20 protein-coding genes are annotated in these 25,147 nt (G+C 69.0%); 14 read left to right on the top strand and 6 right to left on the bottom strand.

Features of this window, described 5'->3' with window-relative positions:
• The first annotated feature begins 10 nt into the window (after positions 1 to 10).
• The gene (locus tag ACFVRO_RS03500) at positions 11 to 1,342 is read left to right on the top strand and encodes a thrombospondin type 3 repeat-containing protein (RefSeq protein WP_386949302.1); all 1,332 of its coding nucleotides are present in this window, start codon (positions 11 to 13) and stop codon (positions 1,340 to 1,342) included.
• Positions 1,343 to 1,357: 15 nt separating this feature from the next.
• On the opposite strand, the gene ACFVRO_RS03495 is transcribed toward ACFVRO_RS03500, so the two are convergent.
• Positions 1,358 to 1,807 (bottom strand): MarR family winged helix-turn-helix transcriptional regulator, encoded by a 450-nt coding sequence (locus ACFVRO_RS03495; protein ID WP_223585430.1) that lies wholly within the window; start codon positions 1,805 to 1,807, stop codon positions 1,358 to 1,360.
• Positions 1,808 to 1,912: 105 nt separating this feature from the next.
• On the opposite strand from ACFVRO_RS03495, the gene ACFVRO_RS03490 reads away from it, so the two are divergent.
• Positions 1,913 to 3,103, top strand: coding sequence for an MFS transporter (locus ACFVRO_RS03490; RefSeq protein WP_386949300.1), 1,191 nt, complete (start codon positions 1,913 to 1,915; stop codon positions 3,101 to 3,103).
• Between the two features lie 130 nt (positions 3,104 to 3,233).
• On the opposite strand, the gene ACFVRO_RS03485 is transcribed toward ACFVRO_RS03490, so the two are convergent.
• Complete coding sequence (locus ACFVRO_RS03485; protein ID WP_386949298.1) at positions 3,234 to 4,052, bottom strand: shikimate 5-dehydrogenase; 819 nt, start codon at positions 4,050 to 4,052, stop codon at positions 3,234 to 3,236.
• Between the two features lie 291 nt (positions 4,053 to 4,343).
• Here ACFVRO_RS03485 and ACFVRO_RS03480 point away from each other — a divergent pair, with 291 nt between their 5' ends.
• From ACFVRO_RS03480 to ACFVRO_RS03460, 5 genes are all read left to right on the top strand, one after another.
• Entirely contained in the window at positions 4,344 to 7,658 is a 3,315-nt protein-coding gene (locus ACFVRO_RS03480) for a hypothetical protein (RefSeq protein WP_386949295.1), read from the top strand.
• Between the two features lie 170 nt (positions 7,659 to 7,828).
• Positions 7,829 to 11,140 (top strand): DUF6923 family protein, encoded by a 3,312-nt coding sequence (locus ACFVRO_RS03475; protein WP_386949292.1) that lies wholly within the window; start codon positions 7,829 to 7,831, stop codon positions 11,138 to 11,140.
• Positions 11,141 to 11,198: 58 nt separating this feature from the next.
• A complete protein-coding gene (locus tag ACFVRO_RS03470; RefSeq protein ID WP_386949290.1) occupies positions 11,199 to 12,683 on the top strand; it encodes a SpaH/EbpB family LPXTG-anchored major pilin in 1,485 nt (494 codons plus the stop codon).
• Positions 12,684 to 12,910: 227 nt separating this feature from the next.
• Positions 12,911 to 13,828 carry a class C sortase gene (locus tag ACFVRO_RS03465; RefSeq protein ID WP_386949288.1) on the top strand — a complete coding sequence of 306 codons (918 nt, stop codon included), beginning with the start codon at positions 12,911 to 12,913 and terminating at the stop codon, positions 13,826 to 13,828.
• Between the two features lie 172 nt (positions 13,829 to 14,000).
• The gene (locus ACFVRO_RS03460; protein WP_386949285.1) at positions 14,001 to 14,936 is read left to right on the top strand and encodes a DMT family transporter; all 936 of its coding nucleotides are present in this window, start codon (positions 14,001 to 14,003) and stop codon (positions 14,934 to 14,936) included.
• 27 nt (positions 14,937 to 14,963) lie between these two features.
• Here the strand turns inward: ACFVRO_RS03460 and ACFVRO_RS03455 are convergent, their stop codons facing one another.
• The gene (locus ACFVRO_RS03455; RefSeq protein ID WP_386949282.1) at positions 14,964 to 15,749 is read right to left on the bottom strand and encodes a GntR family transcriptional regulator; all 786 of its coding nucleotides are present in this window, start codon (positions 15,747 to 15,749) and stop codon (positions 14,964 to 14,966) included.
• A gap of 559 nt (positions 15,750 to 16,308) precedes the next feature.
• Between ACFVRO_RS03455 and ACFVRO_RS03450 the strand changes: the two genes are divergently transcribed.
• Positions 16,309 to 16,515 carry a cold-shock protein gene (locus ACFVRO_RS03450; RefSeq protein WP_046014597.1) on the top strand — a complete coding sequence of 69 codons (207 nt, stop codon included), beginning with the start codon at positions 16,309 to 16,311 and terminating at the stop codon, positions 16,513 to 16,515.
• Positions 16,516 to 16,751: 236 nt separating this feature from the next.
• Here ACFVRO_RS03450 and ACFVRO_RS03445 read toward each other — a convergent pair whose 3' ends face one another.
• The gene (locus ACFVRO_RS03445; protein WP_386949279.1) at positions 16,752 to 17,417 is read right to left on the bottom strand and encodes an HAD hydrolase-like protein; all 666 of its coding nucleotides are present in this window, start codon (positions 17,415 to 17,417) and stop codon (positions 16,752 to 16,754) included.
• A 130-nt stretch (positions 17,418 to 17,547) separates the two neighbouring features.
• Between ACFVRO_RS03445 and ACFVRO_RS03440 the strand changes: the two genes are divergently transcribed.
• The 3 genes from ACFVRO_RS03440 to ACFVRO_RS03430 all read left to right on the top strand — a co-directional run bounded on the left by ACFVRO_RS03440 (position 17,548) and on the right by ACFVRO_RS03430 (position 20,681).
• Entirely contained in the window at positions 17,548 to 18,411 is an 864-nt protein-coding gene (locus ACFVRO_RS03440; RefSeq protein ID WP_386949276.1) for a carbon-nitrogen hydrolase family protein, read from the top strand.
• A complete protein-coding gene (locus ACFVRO_RS03435; protein WP_386949273.1) occupies positions 18,408 to 19,835 on the top strand; it encodes an APC family permease in 1,428 nt (475 codons plus the stop codon). The genes ACFVRO_RS03440 and ACFVRO_RS03435 overlap by 4 nt, the downstream gene beginning before the upstream one ends.
• Before the next feature lie 81 nt (positions 19,836 to 19,916).
• Positions 19,917 to 20,681 (top strand): GntR family transcriptional regulator, encoded by a 765-nt coding sequence (locus ACFVRO_RS03430; protein ID WP_386949270.1) that lies wholly within the window; start codon positions 19,917 to 19,919, stop codon positions 20,679 to 20,681.
• Between the two features lie 30 nt (positions 20,682 to 20,711).
• On the opposite strand, the gene nucS is transcribed toward ACFVRO_RS03430, so the two are convergent.
• Together nucS and ACFVRO_RS03420 are read right to left on the bottom strand one after the other, a co-directional pair.
• The gene (gene nucS / locus ACFVRO_RS03425) at positions 20,712 to 21,407 is read right to left on the bottom strand and encodes an endonuclease NucS (protein WP_105673469.1); all 696 of its coding nucleotides are present in this window, start codon (positions 21,405 to 21,407) and stop codon (positions 20,712 to 20,714) included.
• Between the two features lie 56 nt (positions 21,408 to 21,463).
• Positions 21,464 to 22,375, bottom strand: coding sequence for a GAP family protein (locus ACFVRO_RS03420; protein ID WP_386949267.1), 912 nt, complete (start codon positions 22,373 to 22,375; stop codon positions 21,464 to 21,466).
• 117 nt (positions 22,376 to 22,492) lie between these two features.
• Between ACFVRO_RS03420 and ACFVRO_RS03415 the strand changes: the two genes are divergently transcribed.
• The 3 genes from ACFVRO_RS03415 (at position 22,493) to ACFVRO_RS03405 (ending at position 25,124) form a co-directional block, all read left to right on the top strand.
• Positions 22,493 to 23,686: a sensor histidine kinase gene (locus ACFVRO_RS03415; protein ID WP_386949264.1), complete on the top strand. Its 1,194-nt coding sequence runs from the start codon at positions 22,493 to 22,495 to the stop codon at positions 23,684 to 23,686.
• Complete coding sequence (locus ACFVRO_RS03410) at positions 23,683 to 24,336, top strand: response regulator (protein WP_386949262.1); 654 nt, start codon at positions 23,683 to 23,685, stop codon at positions 24,334 to 24,336. Before ACFVRO_RS03415 ends, ACFVRO_RS03410 begins: the two co-directional genes overlap by 4 nt.
• A gap of 458 nt (positions 24,337 to 24,794) precedes the next feature.
• Positions 24,795 to 25,124: a nuclear transport factor 2 family protein gene (locus ACFVRO_RS03405; protein WP_386949259.1), complete on the top strand. Its 330-nt coding sequence runs from the start codon at positions 24,795 to 24,797 to the stop codon at positions 25,122 to 25,124.
• The last annotated feature ends 23 nt before the right edge of the window (positions 25,125 to 25,147 follow it).

Below are 25,147 nucleotides of genomic sequence, written 5' to 3'. Positions count from 1 at the left end.
GGAGCAGCACATGGACCCGAAGGACTGCGTACTCGCCGCCACCGGCGGCGAGGGATCCGCACCCCTGATCGCCGTCGCCGTCGTGCTGGTCGTCGCCGGCGCGCTGCTGTTCCTCCGCTCCCGCGCGCGACGTCGAGGGCTCCTCGCCGTCGGCGTGCTCGCGGTGCTCGGAGCGGTCGCGCTCGGCGTCGTCGCGACGCCGGCGCCCTCGGCCTCGGCGGCGTGTGTCCTGCCCTCTGCATCTCCGAGCCCTTCGCCGTCGGCGCCGAATGTCCAGCATCCGGATCTGGCTCCCACGGTGATCACCCCGGCGGAGCCGATCGCATCATCGACCCCGGTGGTGGTCTCCGTGTCGAACGCCGGGCCGGTCGCCACCAGCGGCCCGATCGAGTTCTCCGTCGAGTTCCTCGACGCGACCGGATTCGCCGTCGAGCTCGACGCATCGGCCACCGAGGTCGTGGTCGACGGGGTCACCTACGACGTGCAGAACGGCTCCTTCTCGATCACGGGCGGCGGCGCTCCCGGTGTGCCGTGGACCGTCGTGGCCGATGTCGTGCTCGCGCCGGGATCCTCGCTGTCGATCGCGTTCACGGTGACCCCGACGGGCGCGGGCGCCGGAGTTCCGCTGACGGTGCGGGCGATCGTGACGGCGGGCACGGGCGGCGGCGAGACGCCGACCGACAACAATCAGGCGACCGGAACCCTCAGCGCGGTGGCGGGCGGATGCTTCGCGGTCAACGACAAGTCGTCCACGGGCGACAGCGACGGTGACGGCGTCGTCGACGCGTGCGATCTGGACTCCGACAACGACGGCGTCCTCGACGCCGAGGAGGACCTCGACAGCAACGGCAGATTCGAAGACGACGACGTCGACGGCGATCTCCTCATCATCCCGGTGCTGGGAGACGGGGTGTCGACCTACCTCGATCTCGACTCGGAGAACGACGGCATCCTGGATCTCATGGAGGGTCGGGCGTTCACGCGGGCGCAGATCGACCTCTTCGACGCGGATCACGACGGCGTCTTCGACCCGACGTTCTCATTCGGCGCCAACGGGCTGCTCGACGATCTCGAGACGTCACCCGATTCCGGCGTCCTCCGCCCGGAGTTCGCCGCGCTGCGCAACACCGACGGCGATGACAAGCCGGACTGGGTCGACGCCAGCAGCAACGGATCGGAGTTCGACCTGTATCAGATCGGTCGGTCAGACCTCGACACGCTCGGCGGAGGATTCATCACTCCGACGGTCGATGCCGATCGCGACGGCATCCAGATCGGAGTCGACACCGACCTGGCCTCGCGCGGTGCGCCGGGGTCGCCGTACTCTCCCTACTCCAGCTGACGGGCGGAACGTCGGTCAGGCGAGCGCGACGCTCCCCTGCAGCGCGTGCACGACGGGGGCCAGCTCGGGCTGATCCGCGGCCTCGCCGAGCGTGCGCTCCAAGGCCTCGTCGTGGATGGGGTGCGCCTTCTCGTAGAGCGACTGACCGGCCGCGGTGAGCTCGGTGTAGATGCCGCGGCGGTCGTCTGCGCAGAGGATGCGGGTCAGCAGCCCCCGGTCTTCCAGGCGGGTGACGAGGCGGGTCGTGGCGCTCGGGCTCAGTGCGGTGGCGCGCGCCAGCTGCTGCATCCGCATGTGCCAGCCGTCCTGCCTGCTGAGCGCGTCGAGGACGGTGTACTCGACGACGGAGAGGTCGACGGAGGCGCCGAGCGCGCGCTCCAGCTCGGCCTCGATGATGCCGTGCAGGGCGGCGAGCGTGCGCCATCCGCGGGCGCGGATCTCGACGGCGTCGTCGGAGATGCCCATGTGTCCTCCCAAAGTAGTTGCTTGCGCGGGATAGTTGCGTGTGCAATGATTAGTGCTCGCAACGCAATATCCCGCGTACGCAACTACTTTAGCAGAGAGCACCCCATGCCACTCGGACTCATCGCACTCGCCATCGGCGCCTTCGGAATCGGACTCACCGAGTTCGTGATCATGGGCCTCCTCCCCGAGGTCGCAGCGAGCTTCGGCGTGACCGAGGCCACCGCGGGCTGGCTCATCTCCGGCTACGCGCTGAGCGTGGTCGTCGGAGCCCTCGGCCTGACGGCCGCGACCACGAGGCTGCCCCGCAAGCCGGTGCTGCTCGGACTGGTCGTCCTCTTCATCGCCGGCAACGCGCTCACGGCCCTCGCACCCGACTACACGACCGCCATGATCGGCCGCATCATCGCCGCCCTGTGCCACGGAGCGTTCTTCGGCATCGGCTCGGTCGTCGCCGCCGACCTCGTCGCCCCGGACAAGAAGGCGCGCGCCATCGCGATCATGTTCACCGGACTCACCGCGGCCAACGTCTTCGGCGTGCCGTTCGGCACCTTCATCGGCCAGCAGTTCGGGTGGCGGGCGACGTTCTGGGCGATCTCCGCCATCGGCATCCTCGCGTTCGCCGGCATCGCCGCTCTCGTCACCGTCCCGCGTGCCGGCGGGGCGACCGTGAGCCTGCGGCACGAGCTCCGCGCCTTCCGCTCCGGACAGGTCTGGCTCTCGCTCACCGTCACCGTGCTCGCCTACGGGGGCATGTTCGGCGCCTTCACCTACATCGCCTACACGCTCACAGGGGTCACCGGCTTCGCGGCATCCGCCGTGCCGTGGCTGCTCGTGCTCTTCGGCGTCGGCCTCGTCGTAGGCAACGTCGTGGGAGGCCGGCTCGCCGACCGCTCCATCGACCGCACTCTCCTCGGCTTCACCGCCGCTCTCCTCGTCGTGCTGGTCGCCTTCGCGCTGCTCGCCTGGTCGCAGCCGGCCACGATCGCCGTCCTCGTGCTCCTCGGGGCCTTCGGCTTCGGCACGGTTCCCGGACTCCAGAGCCGCATCATGCAGTACGCCGGCGGGGCGCCCACGCTGGCCTCCGGAGCCAACATCGGGGCCTTCAACGTCGGCAACGCGCTGGGAGCCTGGGCGGGCGGCCTCGGCATCGCGGCGGGTCTCGGCTACACCTCGCCCATCTGGATCGGCGCCGCGATCACGGCATCCGGCCTCGTCGTGATGGCTATCGCCGCCCTCACCGCGCGCTCCTCCACCCCGTCGGCCACCACCGCGACCCTGCGCACCGTCGCAGCCTGACCACTCGTCCTCCGACTCGAGCTGCACCTGGACGCTGCTCGCCGCCGCGCTCGTTCAGGTCGCAAATCTGGTCGCGAATCGGCTCGAATCGCGACCAGGTTCGCGACCTGAACAGTCGCTCCCCGGGGTGCTACTGCGCTCGCATGAACTCCTCGGCCGCCTGCACCTGCGCGGGTGTCGGGCGGATGCCGGTGTAGAGCACGAACTGCTCGAGCGCCTGCAGGGTCGCGACCTCCGCACCGCTGATCACCGTCTTGCCCGCGGCGCGCCCCGCCTTCACGAGCGGAGTGTCAGCGGGCAGCGCCACCACGTCGAAGACCACGGATGCCGCGGCGATCTGCTCCTCGGTGAACGACAGCGAGTGCTCCTCGGCGCCTCCGGCCATGCCGATGGGCGTGATGTTCACGATGACGTCGGCCGTGGCGGCTGCGGCATCCGCCGTCCACGCGAAGCCGTAGAGGTCGGCCAGGGCCCGCCCGTTCTGCTCGTTGCGGGCGACGATCGTCACGCGGGAGAAGCCCGCGTCGCGGAAGGCGGCCGCCGTGGCCTTGGCCATCCCGCCCGAACCCCGCAGCAGAACGGACGAGTCCGGGTCGAGGGCATTGCGCTCGATGAGCTGGGCGATCGCGGAGTAGTCGGTGTTGTACGCGGTGAGCACGCCGTCGTCGTTCACGATCGTGTTCACCGAGTCGATGGCCGTCGCCGATGCGTCCATGCGGTCGACGAGCGCGATCACGTCCTCCTTGTAGGGCATCGAGATCGCGCAGCCGCGGATGCCGAGGCCGCGGACTCCTGCGATCGCCTGAGCGAGATCGGTGGGCGCGAACGCCTTGTAGATCCAGTTGAGGCCGAGCTCCTCGTACAGGAAGTTGTGGAACCGGGTCCCGTTGTTGCTCGGACGCGCCGAGAGCGAGATGCACAGCGTCATGTCCTTGTTCAGCATGGTCACCGCACCAGGCTACTCGGGCCGCTGCGGAGCCGCCGACGGAGCACCAGCGCATGACCGGCGCAACGAACGCAACCCCCTCGAACTGGGGGAACCACGCCTGGTCGAAAACGGCGGAACGTCGATCAGGTCCTTGAAATCTCGGGCTTCCGAGAGGCGCAACGCTAGCGCAACCCCGGCACTCTGGTGGCGAGACGACAGCCGTCGCTAGCTTTCCCTTGCGATCGCAGAGGACCCGACTCCGACCCACCCGAGGGTCGAAGGCTCTGCCGCACCGTTCTGGGGAGGACGCTCGTGAACCCGTTGAGAGGCCCCGTCGGCAGCGCCGGCATCCGTCGCTCACGCACCACCCGTGCCAGTGCCGCGGTGGTCGTGGTGGCGATGCTGGCCACGTTCTTCGGCGTGGTCGACGTGATGAGCGGAACCCAGACCGCATCGGCCGCGCCGGGCTCGCCGGGAGTGCCCGGCGCACCTGCCGTCCTCTTCCAGGAGGACTTCCAGCAGGGCGCGGGAGTCACAGAGCTCGAGAACTACGTCTCCGCGTCCGGAGCGACCTATTCGGCCGATCCGTTCTGGCTCGACGCCACCGCGTGCAACGGCTTCATCCTGAGCCAGACGGATGCGTTCCCCGGCGGAAGCGTCTGCGGAGGCCGCCCGGCGGAGTGGACGGAGGTGCAGCGCAAGGCTGCAGCCCTCGGGCTGCTGAACAGTCCGCAGAACTCGACGACCAACCGCGCGGTATCGAGCAACACGTCCTCGAACGGTCCGGCCAATGCCCGCCAGTTCATCAGCTCTCAGCTCTCGGTGCCGTCGAACGGACGGTTCGTCACCTTCTCTGTGGATGCGGCCGCGACCAACTGCGGCGCCGGCAACCAGCCGTCGCTCCGGTTCTACCTGACGAATGCGGCAGGCACTGAGACACCGGTCTCCAGCTCGGCCATCAACCCCTGCACGGACTCGCGACGGCTGACCACGACCGCCTTCGGCGGCTCCGTCAGCTACGGTCGCTTCCCGGCGAACGGCTCGATGCTCTACACGAGCGCCACTCTCGGCATCACCATGCGCAACGTCCAGGGCAATGGGATCGGCAATGACGGCGCGTTCGACAACATCCGCGTGCTGGACGTGACCCCGCAGCTCGACAAGTCGTTCAGTCCGGCATCCGTTCCGACGGGCGGCGCGTCCACGTTGACGCTCACGGTCACCAACACCAGTGAGCTCGCGGAGAAGGTCGGCTGGTCGTTCACGGATTCTCTCCCCGCCGGCCTGGTCGTGCGTTCGCCCGCGAACGTGGGGGGCACGTGCACCGCGACTGTCGCCGCGGCCGCAGGGACGTCATCCGTCGTCGTGTCGAACGGGAGGCTCAACGCCGGGCAGGCGTCGTGCACCATCACCCTGGATGTCACTTCGAACACCGCCGGGACCTACAGCAACTGCGCCGCGAACATCACCGCCCATCTGGGCATCGACCTTCCGGCCTGCGCTGCGGTGACGTTCGTGGTCGCGCCGTTCTCCTGCACGTCCGATGTGGTCTACGGCCTGAACGCCTCGGGCGAAGTGCTCGGCATCAATCGACTCACGGGTGCGTCCACCCAGCAGGCATACTTCCCCGCGGGTGCGTCGATCGTGCTGAACGGTCTGGGGTTGTCGGCGGATGGACGGTACGCGTATGCCGTCGCGCAGACGGGGACGAAGAACGTCTACAGGTACGACACGACGACGGGTCTGGCGGCGGTGCTGGGGTCGATTCCGCAGGCGTCGGCGACGAACCTGTTCATGGGGGCGGTGAACCCAGTTGACGGTATGTACTACGTCGGGGGGAACTCGGGCTCGCAGTACGTGTTCTACGCGTTCGATCCGGTGACGGGGACCTCTCTGGGGGAGCGGTTCCGCATCCCGTCTCCGATCACAGGCTTCGTGTACAGCGATCTGACGTTCGACAGTCTGGGGCGGGCGTCGGTGGTGTCGTCGTCGGGCACCGGGACGGCGACGGCGAACCAGCTGCTGGTGATCGAGACGGTGCCCACGAACGGCACGGTCGCGACGACGCGGCTGCTCGCGAACCTCTCCCCGGCGACGGCGGCGTTCCAGGGGGCCGCGTTCGGGTCCGACGGATACCTCTACACGCAGCACACGACGGCGACGAACCGGGTGCTGACCCGCATCGATCCGAACTCCGGTGCGGTGGTGTCGAGTGCGAACATCCTCAACCCGAACGGAACGGCCAACACCCTCGTCAACGACCTCGCCTCCTGCAGCCTCGGGAACACCCTGACCCTGCAGAAGAACATCGACGGTCGGTACGCACCCGGCGACCAGTTCACGGTCACGATCACGGGCAACGGCACCGCTCTCGGAAACACCGGCACCACCTCGGGCGCCTCGACCGGACTGCAGACCGCTCCCGCCTCGTCGGCGGGCCCTGTCGTGGGAGTGCCTGCGCGTACCTACACGATCACCGAGACGCCCAGTGGCGGAGCAGTGGCGGCGAACTACCGAACCCGGTGGGAGTGCGTCGACACGCGCAACGGGGGTGCGCTCGTGGCCAGCGGCACCGGTACCACGGGAACCGTCACGATGCCGGCGGGTTCGGCAGCGGGCTCGCACGTGACGTGCGTGTTCACGAACGTCGCGCTCCCCAGCTGGACGCTCGCGAAGCAGGCGCTTCGAGGCGCCGAGGTGCTGGCGACCGGCGCGACAGTGCAGCCGGGAGACGTGATCACCTACCGTGTCACGGCGACCAACACCTCAGGCGCGATCCTCGACGGGGCCCGTCTCTCCGATGATCTCTCCGCAGTGCTGGACGACGCGAGCTTCGTCGCGGGTTCCGCGCAGCTGGTCATCGCGGGCGGCCCGCCCGTCGCCGTGTCCGACCCCGCGGGAACGCAGTTGGTCACGGGTCTGTTCGGTCTGCCCGGCGGCACGACGGCGGTGCTGACGTATCGGGTGACGGTGGCGGCGGATGCCTGGTCGGCGACCCTGACGAACGTGGTGTCCGGAACCGCAGGCAAACCGGGTCAGCCTGTGCCGCCGCAGCCGTGTGGGGTGGCGTGTACGACGTCGCAGGTGACGCCGACGCCGGTGCAGGTCCAGAAGGTCGGTGAGGCGTCGACCGGGGTCGTGGTGCCGATGGATGGGTCGTCGTGGGCGATCTTCTCCGCGGCGACCGGGGGGACGGCGCTGGTGGATCCGGTGCCGGCGGCGGTGTCGGGTGGTTCTCCGGTGACGGGTCTGTTCCGTGATGTCACGTTGACGGCGGGGACGTATTGGTTGGAGGAGACGCGGGCGCTGGACGGGTTCGCGTTGCTGGCGGGGCGGGTGCCGTTCGCGGTCGCCGCTGATGGCACGATCACGCTCGGCGCCGGTGTCTCCTCGAACGTGCAGCTGGTGGATGTGGACGGCATCCGCACGATCCGTGTCGAAGACGTTCCCGCTCTCGACCTTCCCGACGCCGGAGGGCCCGGCGATTCCTGGATCTACCTGATCGGCCTCGCCCTCCTCCTCGCCGGCACCACCGCCGGCTTTGTGCGATCGAAGCGGCAGAGGCGTGCGGCAATCCCCAGTACTGAGGGAATCCCTGACTTGCAGAATCGGCGGAACGAGCGATGACGGCTTTTGTTTCCGGTACTTTCTCCGGCGTAACCAAAACGAGACAGAGCCCCTTGTCGCTCGACACCGGCTGCTCACTAGCTTTCCCTGGTACGCGCTGGGAGCGTTCCCGTGATACCCGAGTCCTCTGGTTGACGCCCCTCGACGCGAGCCGAATCTGGGGAGGAACCGTGCGCGCATCACGAGACATCGTGGATCTCGACCGACGGGGGAACTGGCGGAGACCGCTGTCACTCGTCGTGATCGCGATCCTCATGTCTGTGGTGTTCGTGCCGCTGTCGCGGCCGCTTCAGGCGTCTGCCGCTCCGGGAGACCCGTTCGATCCGAACATCCCCACGGTCTTCGTCGCGCAGGACGTCCCCACGAGGCTCTATGCCGCGCAGCAGACGGCGGGGTCCGTCGGGTTCACTCCGATCGGCGCGACGGCGGCGATCGGCTACAACGCGATCGGATTCAACACGACCGACAACTACCTCTACGGGGTCCAGCGGGACACGGCGAACCGAACGACGCTGATCCGGATCGGTCAGGGCGGGGTGATCACGTCTCTCGGTGCGATCTCCGGTCTCGCGACTCCCCCGGCCGGTCAGATCTACAACGAGGGCACCTTCGGGCAGGGCGCGACGGCCGGGGTGCTCTACGTGCGCTACACGGGGGGAGCAGGAACCTACATCGGCGCCATCAACGTGGCCACGAGGACCGCGACCGGGATCACTCTGCAGACCGCCGTTCCGAACCTCTCCGACATCGTCTGGAAGGACGGCTTCCTCTGGGGGGTGAGTCAGACCGACCGAATCTACCGGATGAATCCCGCAACGGGTCAGGTGAGCTCATGGGCGTTGGGGCTGGGCGTGAACGCGGCGTTCGGGGCGCAGTGGGTGTATGGCAACGGGAACATCGGCCTGTCTGACAACACCACCGGGATCATCTATCAGGTCGCGATCGCCAACCCGACGGCGGCGACGCCGACCTTCACCCTCGTGTCGACCACGACGGGGCCGGCATCGGGCAACAACGACGGCACCGCGATACCCGGTCTCGATGTCGACCTCGGAATCGTGAAGACCGGTCCGGCGGTCTACACCGCAGGTGCGGCGATCACCTACACGCTCACCGTCACGAACAACGGCCCCGGCGCCTCTTCCGGCTATCAGGTGACCGACACGCTCCCCGCCGGTGTGACCGGAGGCTCTTCGCCGACCGCAGGGTGCACGGTTGCGGCCGGTGTCCTCCGGTGCGCGCTCGCAGGACTGGCCGTCGGGGCGACCAGGACAATCACGGTGAACGGCACGGTCGCGGCTGCCACCACAGGGCTGCTCACGAACTCGGCGCGAGTGATCGGCAACGAGCTGGACCCCAACCCGACGAACGATCAGAGCACGACGACCGCGGCCTTCTCGACCGGATTCCGGTGCACGGCTGATGTGATCTACGGCCTCAACACGAGCGGGGCAGTCCTGGCGATCAACCGCACGACGGGAGCTTCGGTTCAGGAGGGGTTCTTCCCTGCGGGTGGTTCCGCTCTGATGAACAGCCTCGCGCTGACGCCCGACGGGAGGTACGCGTACACGGCGACCCAATCGGGGACGAAGGTCGTGTATCGCCTCGACTCCACGACGGGCGTGGCATCCACCCTCGGGACGATTCCCGGGGTGTCAGCGAATCTGTTCATGGGGGCGATCAACCCGACCAACGGCTTGTTCTACGTGGGTGGGGTGACCGGCACCGAGTACTTCTTCTACGCGTTCGATCCGGTGACGAACACGTCGCTGGGGCAGCAGTTCCGGGTGACCGCCCCTCCAGGCGTGGCATCGGGCGCGAACGGCGATCTCGCTTTCGACAGCGTGGGGCGCGCTTTCATCGTGATGTCGACGGGCAGCGGAGCGACAGGGAATCAGCTGGTGGTCGTGGAGGCACCGCCGAGCGACGGAAGCCTCGTAGGTGCTCGGGTGCTCGCGTATCCGGCACCGGCGTCGGCCCAGTTCCAGGGAATCGCGTTCGGTAGCGATGGCTACCTGTACACCCAGCACACGAGCGGCGCGAACAGGGTGCTGTCGCGGGTCGATCCGAACTCCGGGGCGCAGTCCTCGAGCGCGAACATCCTCAATCCGAACGGCACAGCGAACACTCTGGTGAGCGATCTGAGCTCATGCACTCTGAACAGCACGCTCACCCTGCGCAAGAACTTCGACGGACGCTACGCACCGGGCGACCAGTTCACGGTCACCATCACGGGCAACGGCGTCACGTCCGGCAACACGGGGACGACCACCGGCAGTTCGACCGGCCTGCAGACCGCTCCCGCCGCATCGGCAGGTCCCATCGTGGGAGTTCCTGGACGCACCTACACGATCACTGAGACGCCGTCAGGAGGAGCAGTTCTCGCGAACTACCGGAGCAGCTGGGAATGCCGGAACCCGAGCAACGGGAACGCCGTCGTCGCGAGCGGCACCGGGGCCAGTGGAACCGTGACCATGCCGGCGGCGACGCAGGCCGGATCCCACATCGTGTGCGTGTTCACGAACACCCCGATCCCGACCTGGACGTTGGCGAAGCAAGCTCTGCGCGGCACCGATCCGCTCGCTGCGGGCGCGAGAGTGCAGCCCGGTGAGGTGATCACCTACCGTGTCACGGCGACGAACACCTCGGCGGTGGCGGTGTCGGGGACCGTGCTGACGGATGATCTCTCCGATGTGCTCGACGACGCGACCTTCGTCGCGGGTTCCGCGCAGCTGGTCATCGCGGGAGGACCCCCTGTCGTGGTGTCGAATCCGGTGGGAACCCAGTTGACGACCGCGTCGTTCACTCTGCCGGCATCCTCGACGGCGATGCTGACGTATCGGGTAACGATCTCTTCGGATGCCTGGTCTTCGACGCTGCGGAACGTGGTGTCGGGAACGGCGGGTGCGCCGGGTCAGCCTGTGCCGCCGCAGCCGTGTGGGTCGGCGTGCACGACGTCGCAGGTGACGCCGACGCCGGTGCAGGTCCAGAAGGTCGGTGAGGCGTCGACGGGTGCGGTGGTGCCGATGGATGGGTCGTCGTGGGCGATCTTCTCCGCGGCGACCGGGGGGACGGCGCTGGTGGATCCGGTGCCGGCGGCGGTGTCGGGTGGGACTCCGGTGACGGGTCTGTTCCGTGATGTCACGTTGACGGCGGGGACGTATTGGTTGGAGGAGACGCGGGCGCTGGACGGGTTCGCGTTGCTGGCGGGGCGGGTGCCGTTCGCGGTCGCCGCTGATGGCACGATCACGCTCGGCGCCGGTGTCTCCTCGAACGTGCAGCTGGTGGATGTGGACGGCATCCGCACGATCCGTGTCGAAGACGTTCCCGCTCTCGACCTTCCCGACGCCGGAGGGCCCGGCGATTCCTGGATCTACCTGATCGGCCTCGCCCTCCTCCTCGCCGGCACCACCGCCGGCACCCTCAACCTCGCGCGACGACGACGAGCACTCGCCGTCACCTCACGCGGTCCCCGGGCGTGACATGCGCGCCCACCCGAATACCCGAGAAACGCAAGACCCGACCCAAGGGGGAAGAAACATGAAGACCATGAATCCGGCACGACGCGGACTCCGCGTCGGCCTCGCAGCGAGCGCCGCCGCGGTGCTCCTGGGGCTCGGCCTCGCGGCACCGGCGGCAGCGGCGCCGCTGGTCGACCCGAACGCCACCGGCTCGATCACCGTGCACAAGCTCGAAGCGCCCGACACCCCCACCGGCCTGCCGAACAACGGCACCGCGGTGGACACCACCGGCCTCACCCCGCTCCCCGGGGTCGAGTTCCAGGCGCGGCAGGTCACCGGCATCGACCTGTCGACCAACAGCGGCTGGGCGAACGCCTCGACGCTGTCGGGCGTGTTCGACGCCGCAGATCCCGATGGGTCGATCACCGGTGCGGGATACACGCTCGCGGCGGGCTCGTCGCTGGTGACGGATGCCGCAGGTCAGGCGTCGTTCACCGGCCTCCCCGTCGGCCTGTACCTCGTCGAGGAGACCAGCTTCCCCGCGGGCGTGACGCCGTCGGCGCCGTTCCTCGTCTCGGTGCCGCTGACCGATCCCGACAACCGGGACAACTGGCTGTACGACGTGCACGTCTACCCGAAGAACGCGATCACGACGGCCACCAAGACCGTCGACGATGCGGATGCCGTGCAGCTGGGCGATGAGGTGTCGTTCACGATCACGTCGGACATCCCCAACGCGAACCCGATCGACGGCTTCAAGATCGTCGACGTGCTCGACCCCAAGCTCGACTACGTCGCCGCCACGGTCACGCTCGCCGACGGCACCACGATCGCCGAGGGCACCGACTACACGATCGTCCACGACGCAGGGACGAACGCCGTCACGGTCGAGTTCACCGCTGCAGGACGCGCGATCCTCGCCGCGAACACCACCACGCAGGTCGTCGTCGACATCGTCACGACGGTGAACGCGGTGGGCGAGATCGCCAACCAGGCGCTCGTCTACCCGAACGCCGCCAGCTTCGACATCGACCCGGGCGAGCCCGGCGGACCCACCACGACCCCCGAGGTCGAGACCCGCTGGGGCGGCCTGACCGTCGCGAAGGTCGGTCAGGGCGGCGCGGCGCTCACCGGCGCCGTCTTCCAGGTGTTCACCTCGGCGGCGGATGCCGCGGCGCAGACGAACCCGGTCACCCTGAACGGGGACACCGAGTTCGAGGTCGTGAACGCGGACGGCACCCTCACGATCGAGGGTCTGCGGTACAGCGACTTCGCCAACGGAGCCACGGTCGCACCGGGTGACGCCGGCTACCTGCAGTACTACCTCGTCGAGGTGCAGGCGCCGAGCGGCTACGAGCTGCTCGCTGCTCCGATCGAGTTCACCGTCACCGCCGCCACGACGGCAGCGGGGATCGATCTGACCGTGACCAACGTGCCGCACAACGGCGGCTTCCAGCTGCCGTTCACGGGTGGCACGGGCACCGGTCTGCTCTACCTGGCCGGCATCGGCCTCATCGCCGGTGGTGTCGTGTTCCTCGTCGTGAAGCGTCGTCGTAACGCCTGACCACCCGAGACGGCGGAGTCCCCACACCGCCGCCATCGAGGGGGCAGCCTTTCCTCTCCCCGGCTGTCCCCTCTCCAGGGGATGATGCGGCTCGAACCGGATCATCCTCGGGGGCGACCCACCTCCCCGGGTCGCCCCCGCCTCTGGGATGGATCGGCTCGAACCGAACCGTCCTCGGGGGCGACCCGCCTATCGGGTCGCCCCCGCCTCGACTTCGGAGCTCCCTCATGATCGTCACCGCCGAACCGCAGGACGCGACTCCGCTCACGCGCCGCACCCGGCGTGCATCCGTCGGGCGTCGGTGGTCTCCGATGAGCGTCGCCGTCGCCGTGATCGTCATGGCGGGTGCGGGCCTCATCGCCTACCCCTCCGGAGCGACCTGGATCAGTGACCTCACCCACGCGTCCACGGTCTCCGGGTACGCGCAGGCGGTATCCGACTCGACCTCCTCCGAGCTCGGCGGAATGATCGACGCGGCCCGCGACTACAACGAGCATCTTCCCGACGGACCGCTCCGTGATCCCTACACGCTCAATGCGGAGGGCGGGGCAGACGACGTCGACGACGGACGCGCGGACTACCTGCAGCAGCTCTCGCTCGCCCCCGGAGCTCCGATGGCGCGCATCCGCATTCCGGGAATCGGGGTGGACCTGCCGATCTATCACGGCACAGACGAAGACACCCTCGCACACGGGATCGGCCATCTGTACGGCTCCGGCCTCCCGGTCGGCGGGGAGGGGACGCACTCCGTGCTGACCGGCCACTCCGGGATCCCGGGGGCGAGTCTGTTCACGCGTCTCGACGAGCTCGACCTGGGCGACGAGTTCGCCATCGACGTCGCCGGCGAGACGCTGGTCTACCGCGTCGACCAGATCAAGACCGTGCTCCCCGACGACGGCGATCTGCTGCGGCAGTCGCCGGGGCACGACTACGTCACCCTGCTGACCTGCACGCCCACCGGGGTCAACACCCACCGGCTGCTGGTCCGCGGCGAACGCGTCGACGCGCAGACGGCGGAGGCGGATCAGATCTCCCTCCCCTCGGCGCCGGGCGCGCCCGCGCTGCCTTGGGGCGCCTTCGCCGTCCTGATCGGCGGTCTCGCCATCGCCGTGGCGATCGCGCGGCCGCGTCCCGCAGTTCGGTAGACGAGCAACGGGCCTGGCGGGGCTGGCGGAGCACGGGAGCTGCCGGAGCGTCGGGAGGCCGAGCGTCGGGAGGCCGAGCGTCGGGTGCGATGGCCGATACCCGCCAGCGCTCCGCACGGCAGCGGTCCAGGCTGGACGCAGCGACGCGGGACGTCGATGCGGAGGAGAGCGGATGCCGAACACGGATGCAGCCACGGGCGCCACGCAGATCAGGCGCGGCGGCGTGCTGCTGCAGTTCATCCTGTTGGCTCTCACCTGGGGTGCGAGCTTCCTCTTCGTCGCCATCGCACTGACCGGGCTCTCCCCTGCGCAGGTCGTGCTCGGCCGGCTCGTGGCCGGAGCGCTGGCGCTCGCGGCGGTCTGCGTCATCGGCCGTCATCGACTGCCGCCGCCGGGCATGATCTGGGCGCACCTGCTCGTGGTGGCGCTCCTGCTGTGCGTCATCCCTTTCCTTCTCTTCGCGTGGGCGCAGCAGGACATCTCCTCCGGTCTCGCGAGCATCTACAACGCCACGACCCCGCTGATGACGATGCTGGTGGCGCTGATCGCGCTCCGTGAGGAGCGTCCGACCAGGACGACCCTGCTCGGGATCCTCATCGGCTTCCTCGGAGTGGTCGTCGTGCTCGCACCCTGGGAGGGGCTCGGCGCCGGATCCGTGCTCGCCCAGCTCGCCTGTCTCGGCGCCACCCTCAGCTACGGCATCGCGTTCGTGTACCTCCGTCGGTTCGTCACGCCGCGCAGGCTCGGAGCGATACCTGTCGCAACGGTGCAGGTCGGTCTCGGAGCGGCGGTGATGCTGGTGCTCTCTCCGGTCGTCGCTCGCGGAGAGGTCGATCTGTCGGCCCCCGTCATCGTCGCCGTGCTCGCCCTCGGCGTTCTGGGGACGGGCGTGGCTTACGTCTGGAACACGAACATCGTGACCGCGTGGGGTGCCACCAACGCATCCACGGTGACCTACCTCACGCCGGTGATCGGCGTGGCTCTCGGCGTCCTCGTGCGGGGCGAGCACATCTCCTGGAACGAGCCGGCCGGAGCTGTGGTGGTGATCCTCGGCATCGCGGTCAGTCAGGGGCGGCTGCGCCGACGGACGCGCGCAGCAGCGATCTGAGCCGGTTGCCGTCCGCGTCTCCGCGGATCAGCCGAAACCGAGGTCGGGCACCGCGCTCTCATTCAAGGGGCGGAGGGCATCGCCGCCGTCCGAGCGTCCGACGCGGGAGAAGAAGGCGACCCGGTCTGCCCGCAGGGCCACGGTGGAGAAGCTCAACGCCACGCCGTCTTCGTCGTACATCACCTGCTCCAGGCTCAGCAGCGGGCTACCAGGCAGCACGCTCAATCGCGTGGCCACCGACTGGTCCGCGAGCATCGCGCCGATCAGGAACTCGGAGGACGAGAGCCGCAGTCCGCCGTTGTGGAGGAACTGGTAGATGTTGTGGCCGAACGGCGCGGTCTCGAGGCTCGCGGCCTTCGGCAGGGCGAAGTAGTTCGTGGAGACGGCGCTCGCATAGTCGGCGGGGGCGGCGAGGTACTCGACTCGCAGCACCTGCGGGCCGGCTTCCGGCATCCGCTCCTTCGCCACCGGAGGTGTGGGGATGATCGTGCGATCGACAACGCGCGGATAGGTCGACTGCTCCGGGATGACGTCGACGCCATGGAACTCGTACAGGCCGAAGACGGATCCGATGTCGGCGTGCGTGCCCACCCCGTGGGTGCGGCTGACGACGCCCGTCTCCTTGAGCTGCTGCAGCACGTCTCGGACGACAGCGCGGCTGACGTCGTAGTCGCGCATGATCTCGAACTCCCGAGGGAGCTTTCCCTCCGGGAAGTCTCCGCGCATGATGGCGGCACGCAGCATCAGCGCGAGTCTTCGCCGCTCGGCGTTGCCGCCCGCCTCGCGGAACTGCGGTGAGGAATCTCTCAGCACGGCCACATCTTATGGGCGGTCGCGTCCGCAGGGTACCCCTTCATCGAGGGGGAATCCAGGTCCGTTTTCACCGGTATCGGGGTCATGGCGAGATCGTCGTCCGTCCCCTATGGTGTAGGTGCGTGCACAGGGGAATCGATCGTCTCCGTCTTTCCCCAGAAGACGGGAAGCCTTCCCCAGAGGCAAGACGGTCCGTGCATGCGATTGGGCCCTCTCGAGTAGTTCAGTCCCCAATGGGCTGCTCGAGGGGGCCGCTATCGTTCCGCTGAGATTTTTCGAGAATGTCCCCCAAATGGGGGACAAAACCTCTTCGGAGGGGGTAGGCTGATTTCTGACGCACCCTCCGGTCGTCTTCGGCCCTCATCGCTCCCCCCGCGGTGAGGGCCACACAATTTTCCGGGCGAGTTTTCCGCGGATCCTCTGTGACGCGGTGTGACGGCTCGTGCAACATTTCTGTTACGGGGTGACCCCGGCCCTTCCGCTCAGCCGCTGCTCCACTAGCGTTAGCGATGTCGGGGCATACCTGCGTCGGCTTCTTCATCAGCAGAACAGGCAGTACATGAGCACCCAGGGCACGGTCAAGTGGTTCAACTCGGAGAAGGGCTTCGGCTTCATCTCCCCCGACGACGGCGGCGCTGACGTTTTCGCGCACTACTCCGCCATCGAGTCATCCGGCTACCGCTCGCTCGACGAGAACCAGCGCGTCGAGTTCGATGTAGCGCAGGGCCCCAAGGGCCTGCAGGCCGAGAACATCCGTCCTCTCTGAGGCCGGAATACTCGACGACTCCCCGACCGGATCCGCTTTTGCGGCATCCGGCGGGGAGTCGTGTGCTTTCTGGGGGCTTACGGGTCGCGCGTTCGGGCTGAGTTCGCGCGTTCGGGCTGAGGATCGGCGCGGATTCCTCCTCCCGAGGCGGAGTTCTCCTCCTGAACGGGGGCGCCTGTTTCCCTCCGAGCGGGCGGCGCACCGTCTCCACTCGAGAGGGCGTCGTATCGCCGGAGTCAGACGAGCAGCAGGGCCTTCAGCTCGTCGGGGGATGACACGCGGAACGCGGCATCGTCTCCCTCGTGCTCGTCGCTGAAGCCCCATTCGACGAAGATCACGGGCACCCCGTTGACGTTCCCGCCCTCGACGTCGTGGTGCCGATCGCCGATCAGCACGGGGCGCGAGGTGTCGGCACCGCGCTCACGGAGCCGCTTCAGTGCCTCGACGACGATGTCGGCCTTGGACGCCAGCGTCGCCTCATCCGGCGTCGCCCCCACCGTGGCGAGGAAGTACGGGCGTAGGTCGAAGTGGTCGACGAGGGCGTCGACCTGGTTCTCCGGCTTCGAGCTCGCGGTCGCCTGCGGCACCCCGGCGGCGTGGAGTTCGCGGATGATCTCGGGGACGTCGGGATAGGTCGCGACATCGGTGGTGTACCCGTCGGCCTTGCCCAGTGAGCGGTAGAAGGCCACGGCATCGGCGGACTCCTCGGGGGTCATGCCGGCCTGGACCTGGAAGGACTGGAACATCGGCGGGCCGATCCAGTGCACCAGGTCGTCCCGCGTCGGCGCCGGGTGCCCGAAGTGCGTGAGCGCGACGTTCAGGCGGCGGAGGATGCCGACCGAGGCGTCGATGATGGTGCCGTCGACGTCCCACAGCACGCAGGAATAGGGGGAGTGGGGCATGTCTCCAGCCTACGGGCACCTTCTCTGCCCCGATGGCCGTGGATGGAGTCTCGTCGTTCGCCGAGTGCCCTGGGCGTGAGCCTGAGGTTGACTCTGGACGGGAAGCCCACGCGTGGCTAAAGTGTTCGCAATGATCTATTCAAACGGACTCACTGTCGCCGTGCTCCAGGCGGAGGGCGTCGGCGCCGACGTCGAGGCGAACTTCCGTCTCATCCGCGAGGCGGCGCGGGATGCTGCGGCACAGGGTGCGCAGCTCCTCATGACGCCCGAGATGTACCTCACGGGCTACAACGTGGGAGCGCAGCTGGCCGATGTCGCGCGGGACGAGCTCGTCGACGGCATCCGGGACATCGCGAGGAGCGAGGGGATCGCGCTCCTCATCGGCACGGGACTGCCCGCTGCGGCGGGCATCTCCAACTCGGCGGTCCTGGTGTCGGAGCACGGCGATGTCGTGGCGCGCTACGACAAGACCCACCTCTTCGGCGATCTGGATGTCTCGCTCTTCGAGCCGGGTGACGCCCTCGGTCCGATCGTCGAGCTGCACGGCGTGAGGATCGGCCTGCTGATCTGCTACGACGTGGAGTTCCCCGAGACGGTCCGCGCGCTCGCCTCCGCCGGCGCGGACGTCGTGCTGGTGCCCACGGCCCAGATGGCGCCGTACCAGTTCATCGCGGAGCACGTCATCCGCACCCGCGCCTGGGAGAACCAGGTGTACGTGGCCTACGCGAATCGCATCGGCTCCGAGAAGGAGCTGGACTACGTCGGACTGAGTTCGATCGTCGACCCCTCCGGACGCGTCCTCGCCGCCGCCGGCCCGGAGGAGCGCGCGCTGCTCCTCGCCAGGATCGATCCGGCGGAGGTGCGCAGCGCTCAGGCGCGCAATCCGTATCTTCGGGACCGGCGCCCAGGACTCGTCGTCGCCCCCGACCCCCAAGGAGCCGGCAGGACGCCCGGTATCCGCACCCGGATCACGACCGAGAGGGACAGTTCATGAGTGCAGATCAGACGACCACGGAGCACCGGCTCCGCGGCAGGCTCGGCACCGGCTCGATCGTCTTCATGGTGATCGCCGCGGCCGCGCCGCTGACGGTGATCGGCGGCAACGCTCCGATCGCGATCGGCCTGGGCAACGGCATCGGCGCCCCCGTGGGTTTCGTGATCGCGACCGTGGTCCTGCTGCTGTTCTCCGTCGGCTTCGTGAAGATGACGCCGCACGTGAAGGAGGCCGGCGCGTTCTTCTCCTATGTCACGAAGGGGATCGACGGTCGGACCGGTCTCGGGACGGCGTTCGTGTCGCTCCTCGCGTACACCGCCATCCAGGTGGGGATCTACGGCTATCTCGGGTGGGCGGTGGACGATCTGGTGCAGCACTTCGGCGGCCCGTCGATCCCCTGGGGCGTCTACTCCCTCGCCGCCGTCGCGCTCGTCGCCGTGCTCGGATATCGGCACATCGACCTGTCGGCCAAGGTCCTCGGCATCGCGCTGGTCCTGGAGATCGGCGTCGTCATCGTGCTCGACACCGTCATCTTCGCGACCGGAGGCGCGGAGGGAATTGTATGGGACACCTTCGACCCGGCGAACGCCTTCGCACCGGGGCTCTCGGTCGCCGTGCTGTTCGCGCTGACCGGGTTCATCGGATTCGAGGCGACCGCGGTGTTCCGAGACGAGGCGCGGGATCCGGAGCGGACGATCCCGCGGGCGACGTACCTCGCCGTCATCATCATCGGCGTCTTCTACTGTCTGTCGTGCTGGGCGATGGTCGTGGGCGGGGGCCGGCAGGGTATCGTCGATCTCGCGAGGGCGACGCTGGCGGGAGAGGCCAACATGCTCACCGACATGACCGGTCGCTATCTCGGCTGGCTGGTCCAGGACATCGTCCAGGTGCTGCTCGTGACGAGCCTCTTCGCCTGCGTGCTCTCGTTCCACAACGTCATCGCCCGCTACCAGTTCGCCCTGTCGCGCAAGGGCGTCCTCCCGGCGCGCTGGGGCACCGTGCACCCGCGGCACCACTCGCCGGCGGTGTCGTCGCTCGTACAGACGGTGACGGCGACGGTCATCATGGTGGCGTTCATCATCGGAGGCGTGGAGCCTCTCGTCGGAGTGTTCGGCTCGATGGCGGGGGTTGCGACCGTCGGGATGGTGCTCCTCATGCTCATGACGAGCATCGCGGTCCTGGTGTTCTTCCGTCGGCATCCCTCACTGCGGGAGGGACACGTCGTCACGACGGTGCTGGTGCCCGCCGCCGCGGTGATCGGATTGATCGCCGCCGGATGGGTCGTGCTGTCGAACTTCACGCTCGTGACCGGCGGCAGCGTCGGGCTCTCGGTGTTCCTCGCCTGCCTCCCGCCGACGGTCTTCCTCCTCGGGGTCGTGCTCGGCGGGGGCAACCGGCTCGCGGAGGCGCGGCAGGAGGGTTAGGCGGGCCCGGCGACGCGGGCGTACCCTCGGTGGAAGTGCTCGGGATCCGATGCGGGCGCGGATCGACACAGAGGGGCGCCGATGACCGAACGAGCGGAGCGCGACGTCCTGACCTCGGGCCCGTTGGACGGGGTCCGGCCGCTCAGCGCGACGGATGCGGTGCGTGCGCGGATCCTGTTGGCGATCGAGCTGGGGCTGCTCAAGCCGGGCGAACAGTTGCCGCCGCACGAGAGCACGGCCCGGGCGCTGAACGTCAGCCTGATGACCCTCCGGCGCGTGTTCGGCACCCTCGCCGACCAGGGGATCCTGGAGCGCCGTCGCGGCAGGGGCGGGGGGACGTTCGTGAGCGACCCGATCGATCCGCGGACGTGGCAGGAGGACGACTCCGTGCGTGGATTCCGCGACAGGACGTCGACCGTGATTCAGCTGATCGACGAGCGCGCGCTGATCGAGTCCGCCCTGGCGGCGGAGGCGGCAGGGACCGTGCGCGACGGAGCGAGAGCACGGGCGCTCGACGAGGCGACGCAGGCTCTGGAGGATGCGGTGGCTGCCGGCGACTGGGCGGAGTTCCATGACGCGGATCGTGCGTTCCACCGTGCTGTCGCCGCGGCCTCGGGTCTCGACTGGGCTCTCGCCGAACACAGCCGCATCGCCGACCAGCTCTACGACTACTTCGTGCCGTACCCGATCGCGTACCTGCGCGACAGCAACGACGAGCATCGGCGCATCCTCGCGGCGATCGAAGAGGGGGATGCCCTCGGGGCCGCGCGGACCGCGCGGGCGCACGTCCTGGAGCTCAAGCGGTCGATGTTCATCGCCGAGCGCCCGGACGGACAGGGGCGTTGATCTCCTGACCGCGATGCGGCAGGCAGAGGGTCAGAACAGGCGCGGCGCGCCCGAATCGATCCCCTTCATGTCGTCGTAGTCGAGGACGAGGCAGCGGATGCCGCGATCCTCCGCGAGCACGCGAGCCTGAGGCTTGATCTCCTGCGCGGCGAAGATGCCGGTGATCGGGGCGAGGTGCGGGTCGCGGCCCAGCAGCTCGAGGTAGCGGGTGAGCTGCTCGACGCCGTCGATGTCGCCGCGGCGCTTCACCTCGATCGCGATGGCCGCGCCCTCGGCATCCCGGACCAGCAGATCGACGGGGCCGATCGCCGTCGGATACTCGCGCCGCACGAGCGTGGTCCCCTCGCCCACGAGCTCGACCTGCTCGGCGAGGAGCCGCTGCAGATCCGCCTCGACGCCGTCCTTCTGCAGACCGGGGTCGATGCCGAGGTCGTGATTCGAGTCGTGGAGGATCTCGTAGATCTGCACGCGCAGCGCGTCGCCGGTCTTCTTGTGCGTGACGCGCCAGACCTCGACGACACCCGCGCTGGCCTCCTCCTCACCGGGCTCCTCGGGCGAGAGCGAGCACGGCGGGCTCATCCAGTTCAGCGGCTTGTAGCTGCCGCCGTCGGAGTGCACGAGCAGACTCCCGTCGCCCTTGTGCACCAGGAGGCGCGTGGCGAGAGGGAGATGAGCATTGAGCCGCCCGGTGTAGTCCACGGAGCAGCGGGCGATGACGAGACGCACCCGTCGAGCCTACTTCGTCGCGACCGCGTCCGGTCGCGCCGGACCGTCGGGGACGGTCACCGGTCGAGCATGGTCCCGATCGCTTCGAAGATCCCGAGCTCCGTCGCGGCGGAGCGTGCGATCAGGAAGCCGATGATGCCGAGGATCCAGGCGGTGTTCTCGGCGCCGGTGCGCTCCATCCACGCGGCGAAGCGCTCGAGAGGCCGCTGCACCAGAGGGGCGGCCACCATGCGCAGCACGAGGAGGACGACGGCGGGGGCGACCATGAGCGCGCAGTAGCCCACCAGCGCGAGCACGCGGAACGGCGTGCTCACGCCGGCATCCGCGAGCATCGTCATCGCGACGATGTAGGGGAGCATCGTCGCGACCTCCACGAGGCCCGCGGCGATCGCGACCGCCATGACCGCCGTTCCTCGGGTGCGAGGGTCCAGCAGGCGCTCGCGCCATCGCGTGATGCGTCCGGACGACGGGGCGGGCGCGGGGACGGCGCCGCCGGCGGGAGGAGCGGCAGCAGCGGGAGGAGGGGTGAGCGGATCGGTGCGCGCGGCGGATACGGCACCGCCGGATGCCGTACCGGGTGCCGTACCGGATGCTGTGGCGTCGGATGCCGTGGCGCCCGAGGCCGTGGATGCCGACGCGGCCTCGCGGGCCTTCGATCCGGTCGGCATCGCGAACGCGACGACGAGCAGCGCGGCGCCGACGATGAGGCGCACGATCAGCCCCGCCGAGGAGGAGAGGAAGTCGGAGGCGACGTCGACGAGGTTGACCAGGCCCCAGAGGAAGAGGAGTCCGACCACGAGGTAGAACGCGGCGATGGTGCCGAGGTAGAGCAGGATGCGTCCGGCCCGCACGCGACCCGGACTGAGGAGGAGGAACACGGGGATGAGCAGCGTGCCGACGCTCAGCCCGTCGATCAGCGCCAGAAGGGCCAGGGAGAGGGGGAGCGGGAGTCCGCCGAAGAGTTCCATGCGACCAGCCTCTCCGCGCTCGCCCCCGCGCGGATCGGGCGAAGGTCGCGGTGGCACCCGCCGCTCCTCATACCTTGGTCGGATGCGGGGAACGGCCAGCCGTGGTTGCATGAACGCATGGAGGAGGCGAGGGCCGGCGGCATCCGCGAGTGGTATCTGTCGCATCGGCGGCCGGTCGACGCCCTCCTCATCGCCCTGCTCAGCGCGCTCGCCGCGTTCCTCGGTTTCAGCGGCATCTGGAGCATCTTCTCGGTGCTCCCCGCGGATGCCTCTCCCTGGTGGACTCTGGCGACGGCGCTCCCCGCCTGCATCCTCGTCCTGACCAAGCACCGCGCTCCGTGGCTCTCGCTGATCGCCGCGACGGTCGTGTTCGCGGTCGACCTGTTCACCACCGGCGGGCTCGGCCCGCTCGTCGTGCTCCTCGACGTGCTGTGGACGGCGGCGTTCATGGCCTCCCCGCGGGCGCGGCGCAGGATCCTCATCGCCATGATCCTCAGCGTCGTGGTGCTCTTCGTGGTCGCGCTCCTCGTGTCGGAGGCGTCCGCCCCCACGGCGTTCCTGGTGGCGGTCCAGTTCGGGGCCTTCGTCGGCACCGACTACTGGTGGGCGGTCGCCGTGTCGCAGGCGAACGAGCTCGCCGACCTCCACCGCCAGCGCGCAGAGGAGGCGGCGGCCGCGGCGGTGCGGGATCGTGCGGAGGCCGTGCTGCGCGAGCGGGAGACCATGGCGAAGGAGCTCCACGACGTCGTCGCCGGTCACGTGCTGGCCATGGCGATCAGGGCGGAGGCCGCGCTGTCGACGCCGGCCGACGAGAGGGCCGATCGTGCGGCGCTGCAGGCGGTGCGGGATGCCGGCATCGATGCCCACGGAGCGCTGCGCTCGATGATCGCCGTGCTGCGGAGGGGCGACGGAGAGCTCTCGCCGACGCCCCGGCTGGCCGATGTCGAGGCGCTCGCCGACGATGCGCGCCGCGCGGGACTCCGGGTGCGGGTGTCGGCAGACGGCGTGACGACGCTGACGGGTCCCACCGAGCAGGCCGTGGTGCGCGTCGTGCGCGAGGCGCTGTCGAACTGCCTGCGTCACGCCGGAGGCGCGGAGGTCGATGTGACGATGGAGGAGAGGGATGCCGTGATCGCGGTGCGCGTGGAGTCCCGGGGCGGCGCGCCCCTCGTCGCGGCCGGCTACGAGGGCGGCGGCTGGGGCCTGAGCATGCTCGCCGAGCGGGTGGAGGCGCTGGGCGGCAGGTTCTCCGCGGGGCCGCACGACGGCGGCTGGCTCGTCGAGGCGCAGCTGCCCGCGAGGCCGGTATGAGCGCCCCGACCGTGCTCCTCGCCGACGATCACGGTGCGATCCGCGCGGGCCTGCGCATCATGCTCGAGTCGCACGGCATCCGCGTGGTGGGTGAGGCCGCCGACGGAGACGTGGCGGTGCGCAACGCCGCAGCCCTGCGCCCCGACGTGGTGCTCATGGACCTCCGGATGCCGGGGCGCGACGGCGTCTCCGCGACACGCGAGATCGTGGGGCAGGGCCTGAGCGACGTTCTGGTGCTGACGAGCTTCGATGAGGACGAGCTGGTGTTCGGGGCGATCAGGGCAGGGGCGGCCGGGTTCCTGCTCAAGACCGTGGATGCGTCGTCTCTCGTCGCCGCGGTCCGTGCGGTCGCCGCGGGTGAAGGGGCGCTCGACCCCCGGGTGACGCGACGTGCGCTCGCCGCGGCGGCGCAGGGCGTGGGGAGTCCGTCGGCCATCGCGACCCCTGCGCTGCCCGAGCTGACGTCGCGCGAGCAGGAGGTGCTCGACGGCATCCTCCAGGGGTGGTCCAACGCCCAGCTCGCCCAGCGGCTGGGGATCAGCGTGCCGACCGTGAAGACGCACGTGTCGAGCGTGCTCGCCAAGCTGGGCGCCCGCAGTCGCTCTCACGCCGCCGCTCTCGTGCGCGACGGCGACCGGCGACGGCCGTGACCTGCATCCGCGATGGATCCACCCGTCGACGTCCGGACGTGTCGAGCTCCCTCGCCGAGCAGAGAGCCCCCACCGGTGCAGGCGAGGGCTCTTCGTTCTGATGGCTCTCGGGCTCGCTCGGCGCAGCGCCCTGTCCGAGAAGCGGCGGGATCAGCTGTAGAGGCAGTAGTCGTGAATGATCGCCCAGCCGAGAAGTCCGAAGGCGAAGCCCCAGCGTGTGTCTCTGCACATGTTTTCCTCCAAGAATCGGTTCGTGTCGAGTGGAGAGGGTGACTCCCCGCGGCCACCGTAACAAGCCGTCCGCGGCGGGGTAACCGTATTTCTACGGATGGTGTGCGCATCACTTTCGGGAGCCTCCTCGCTCCTTCTCCTTGTAAGCGCGCTGGCCGTTCCGATCGTGATGAGCGGAGTGGACCAGACGCAACGGCATCCGCCGGATCAGAGAACTGGAGCACCCCATGACGACCCCTCGAATTCCGGAGCCCATCGCCTCCTTCCTCACCGCCGTCAACGGGCAGGACCATGACGCCTTCATCTGCGCCTTCACGCTCGACGCCTTCGTCGACGACTGGGGCACCAGGTACCACGGGCTGGACGCCATCAAGACGTGGAGCGACCGCGAACTCCTCGGTGCGCACGGCACCTTCACGGCCGAGAGCGTCAGCGTCGAAGGCGCGACGGTGACCGTGATCGGCGACTGGCGCAGCTCCTTCGCGAACGGACCCTCGTCGTTCCGCTTCGCCCTGAACGGAAGCAAGATCGCCTCCATGACCATCCGCGAGGGCTGAACACCCTCGTCCCTCACGCACGA

This window comes from Microbacterium sp. NPDC057944 (genome assembly GCF_042887445.1).
GTDB lineage: Bacteria > Actinomycetota > Actinomycetes > Actinomycetales > Microbacteriaceae > Microbacterium > Microbacterium natoriense.
Note: the sequence above shows the minus strand (reverse complement) of the source record. Positions and strands in the feature narration are given on the sequence as shown.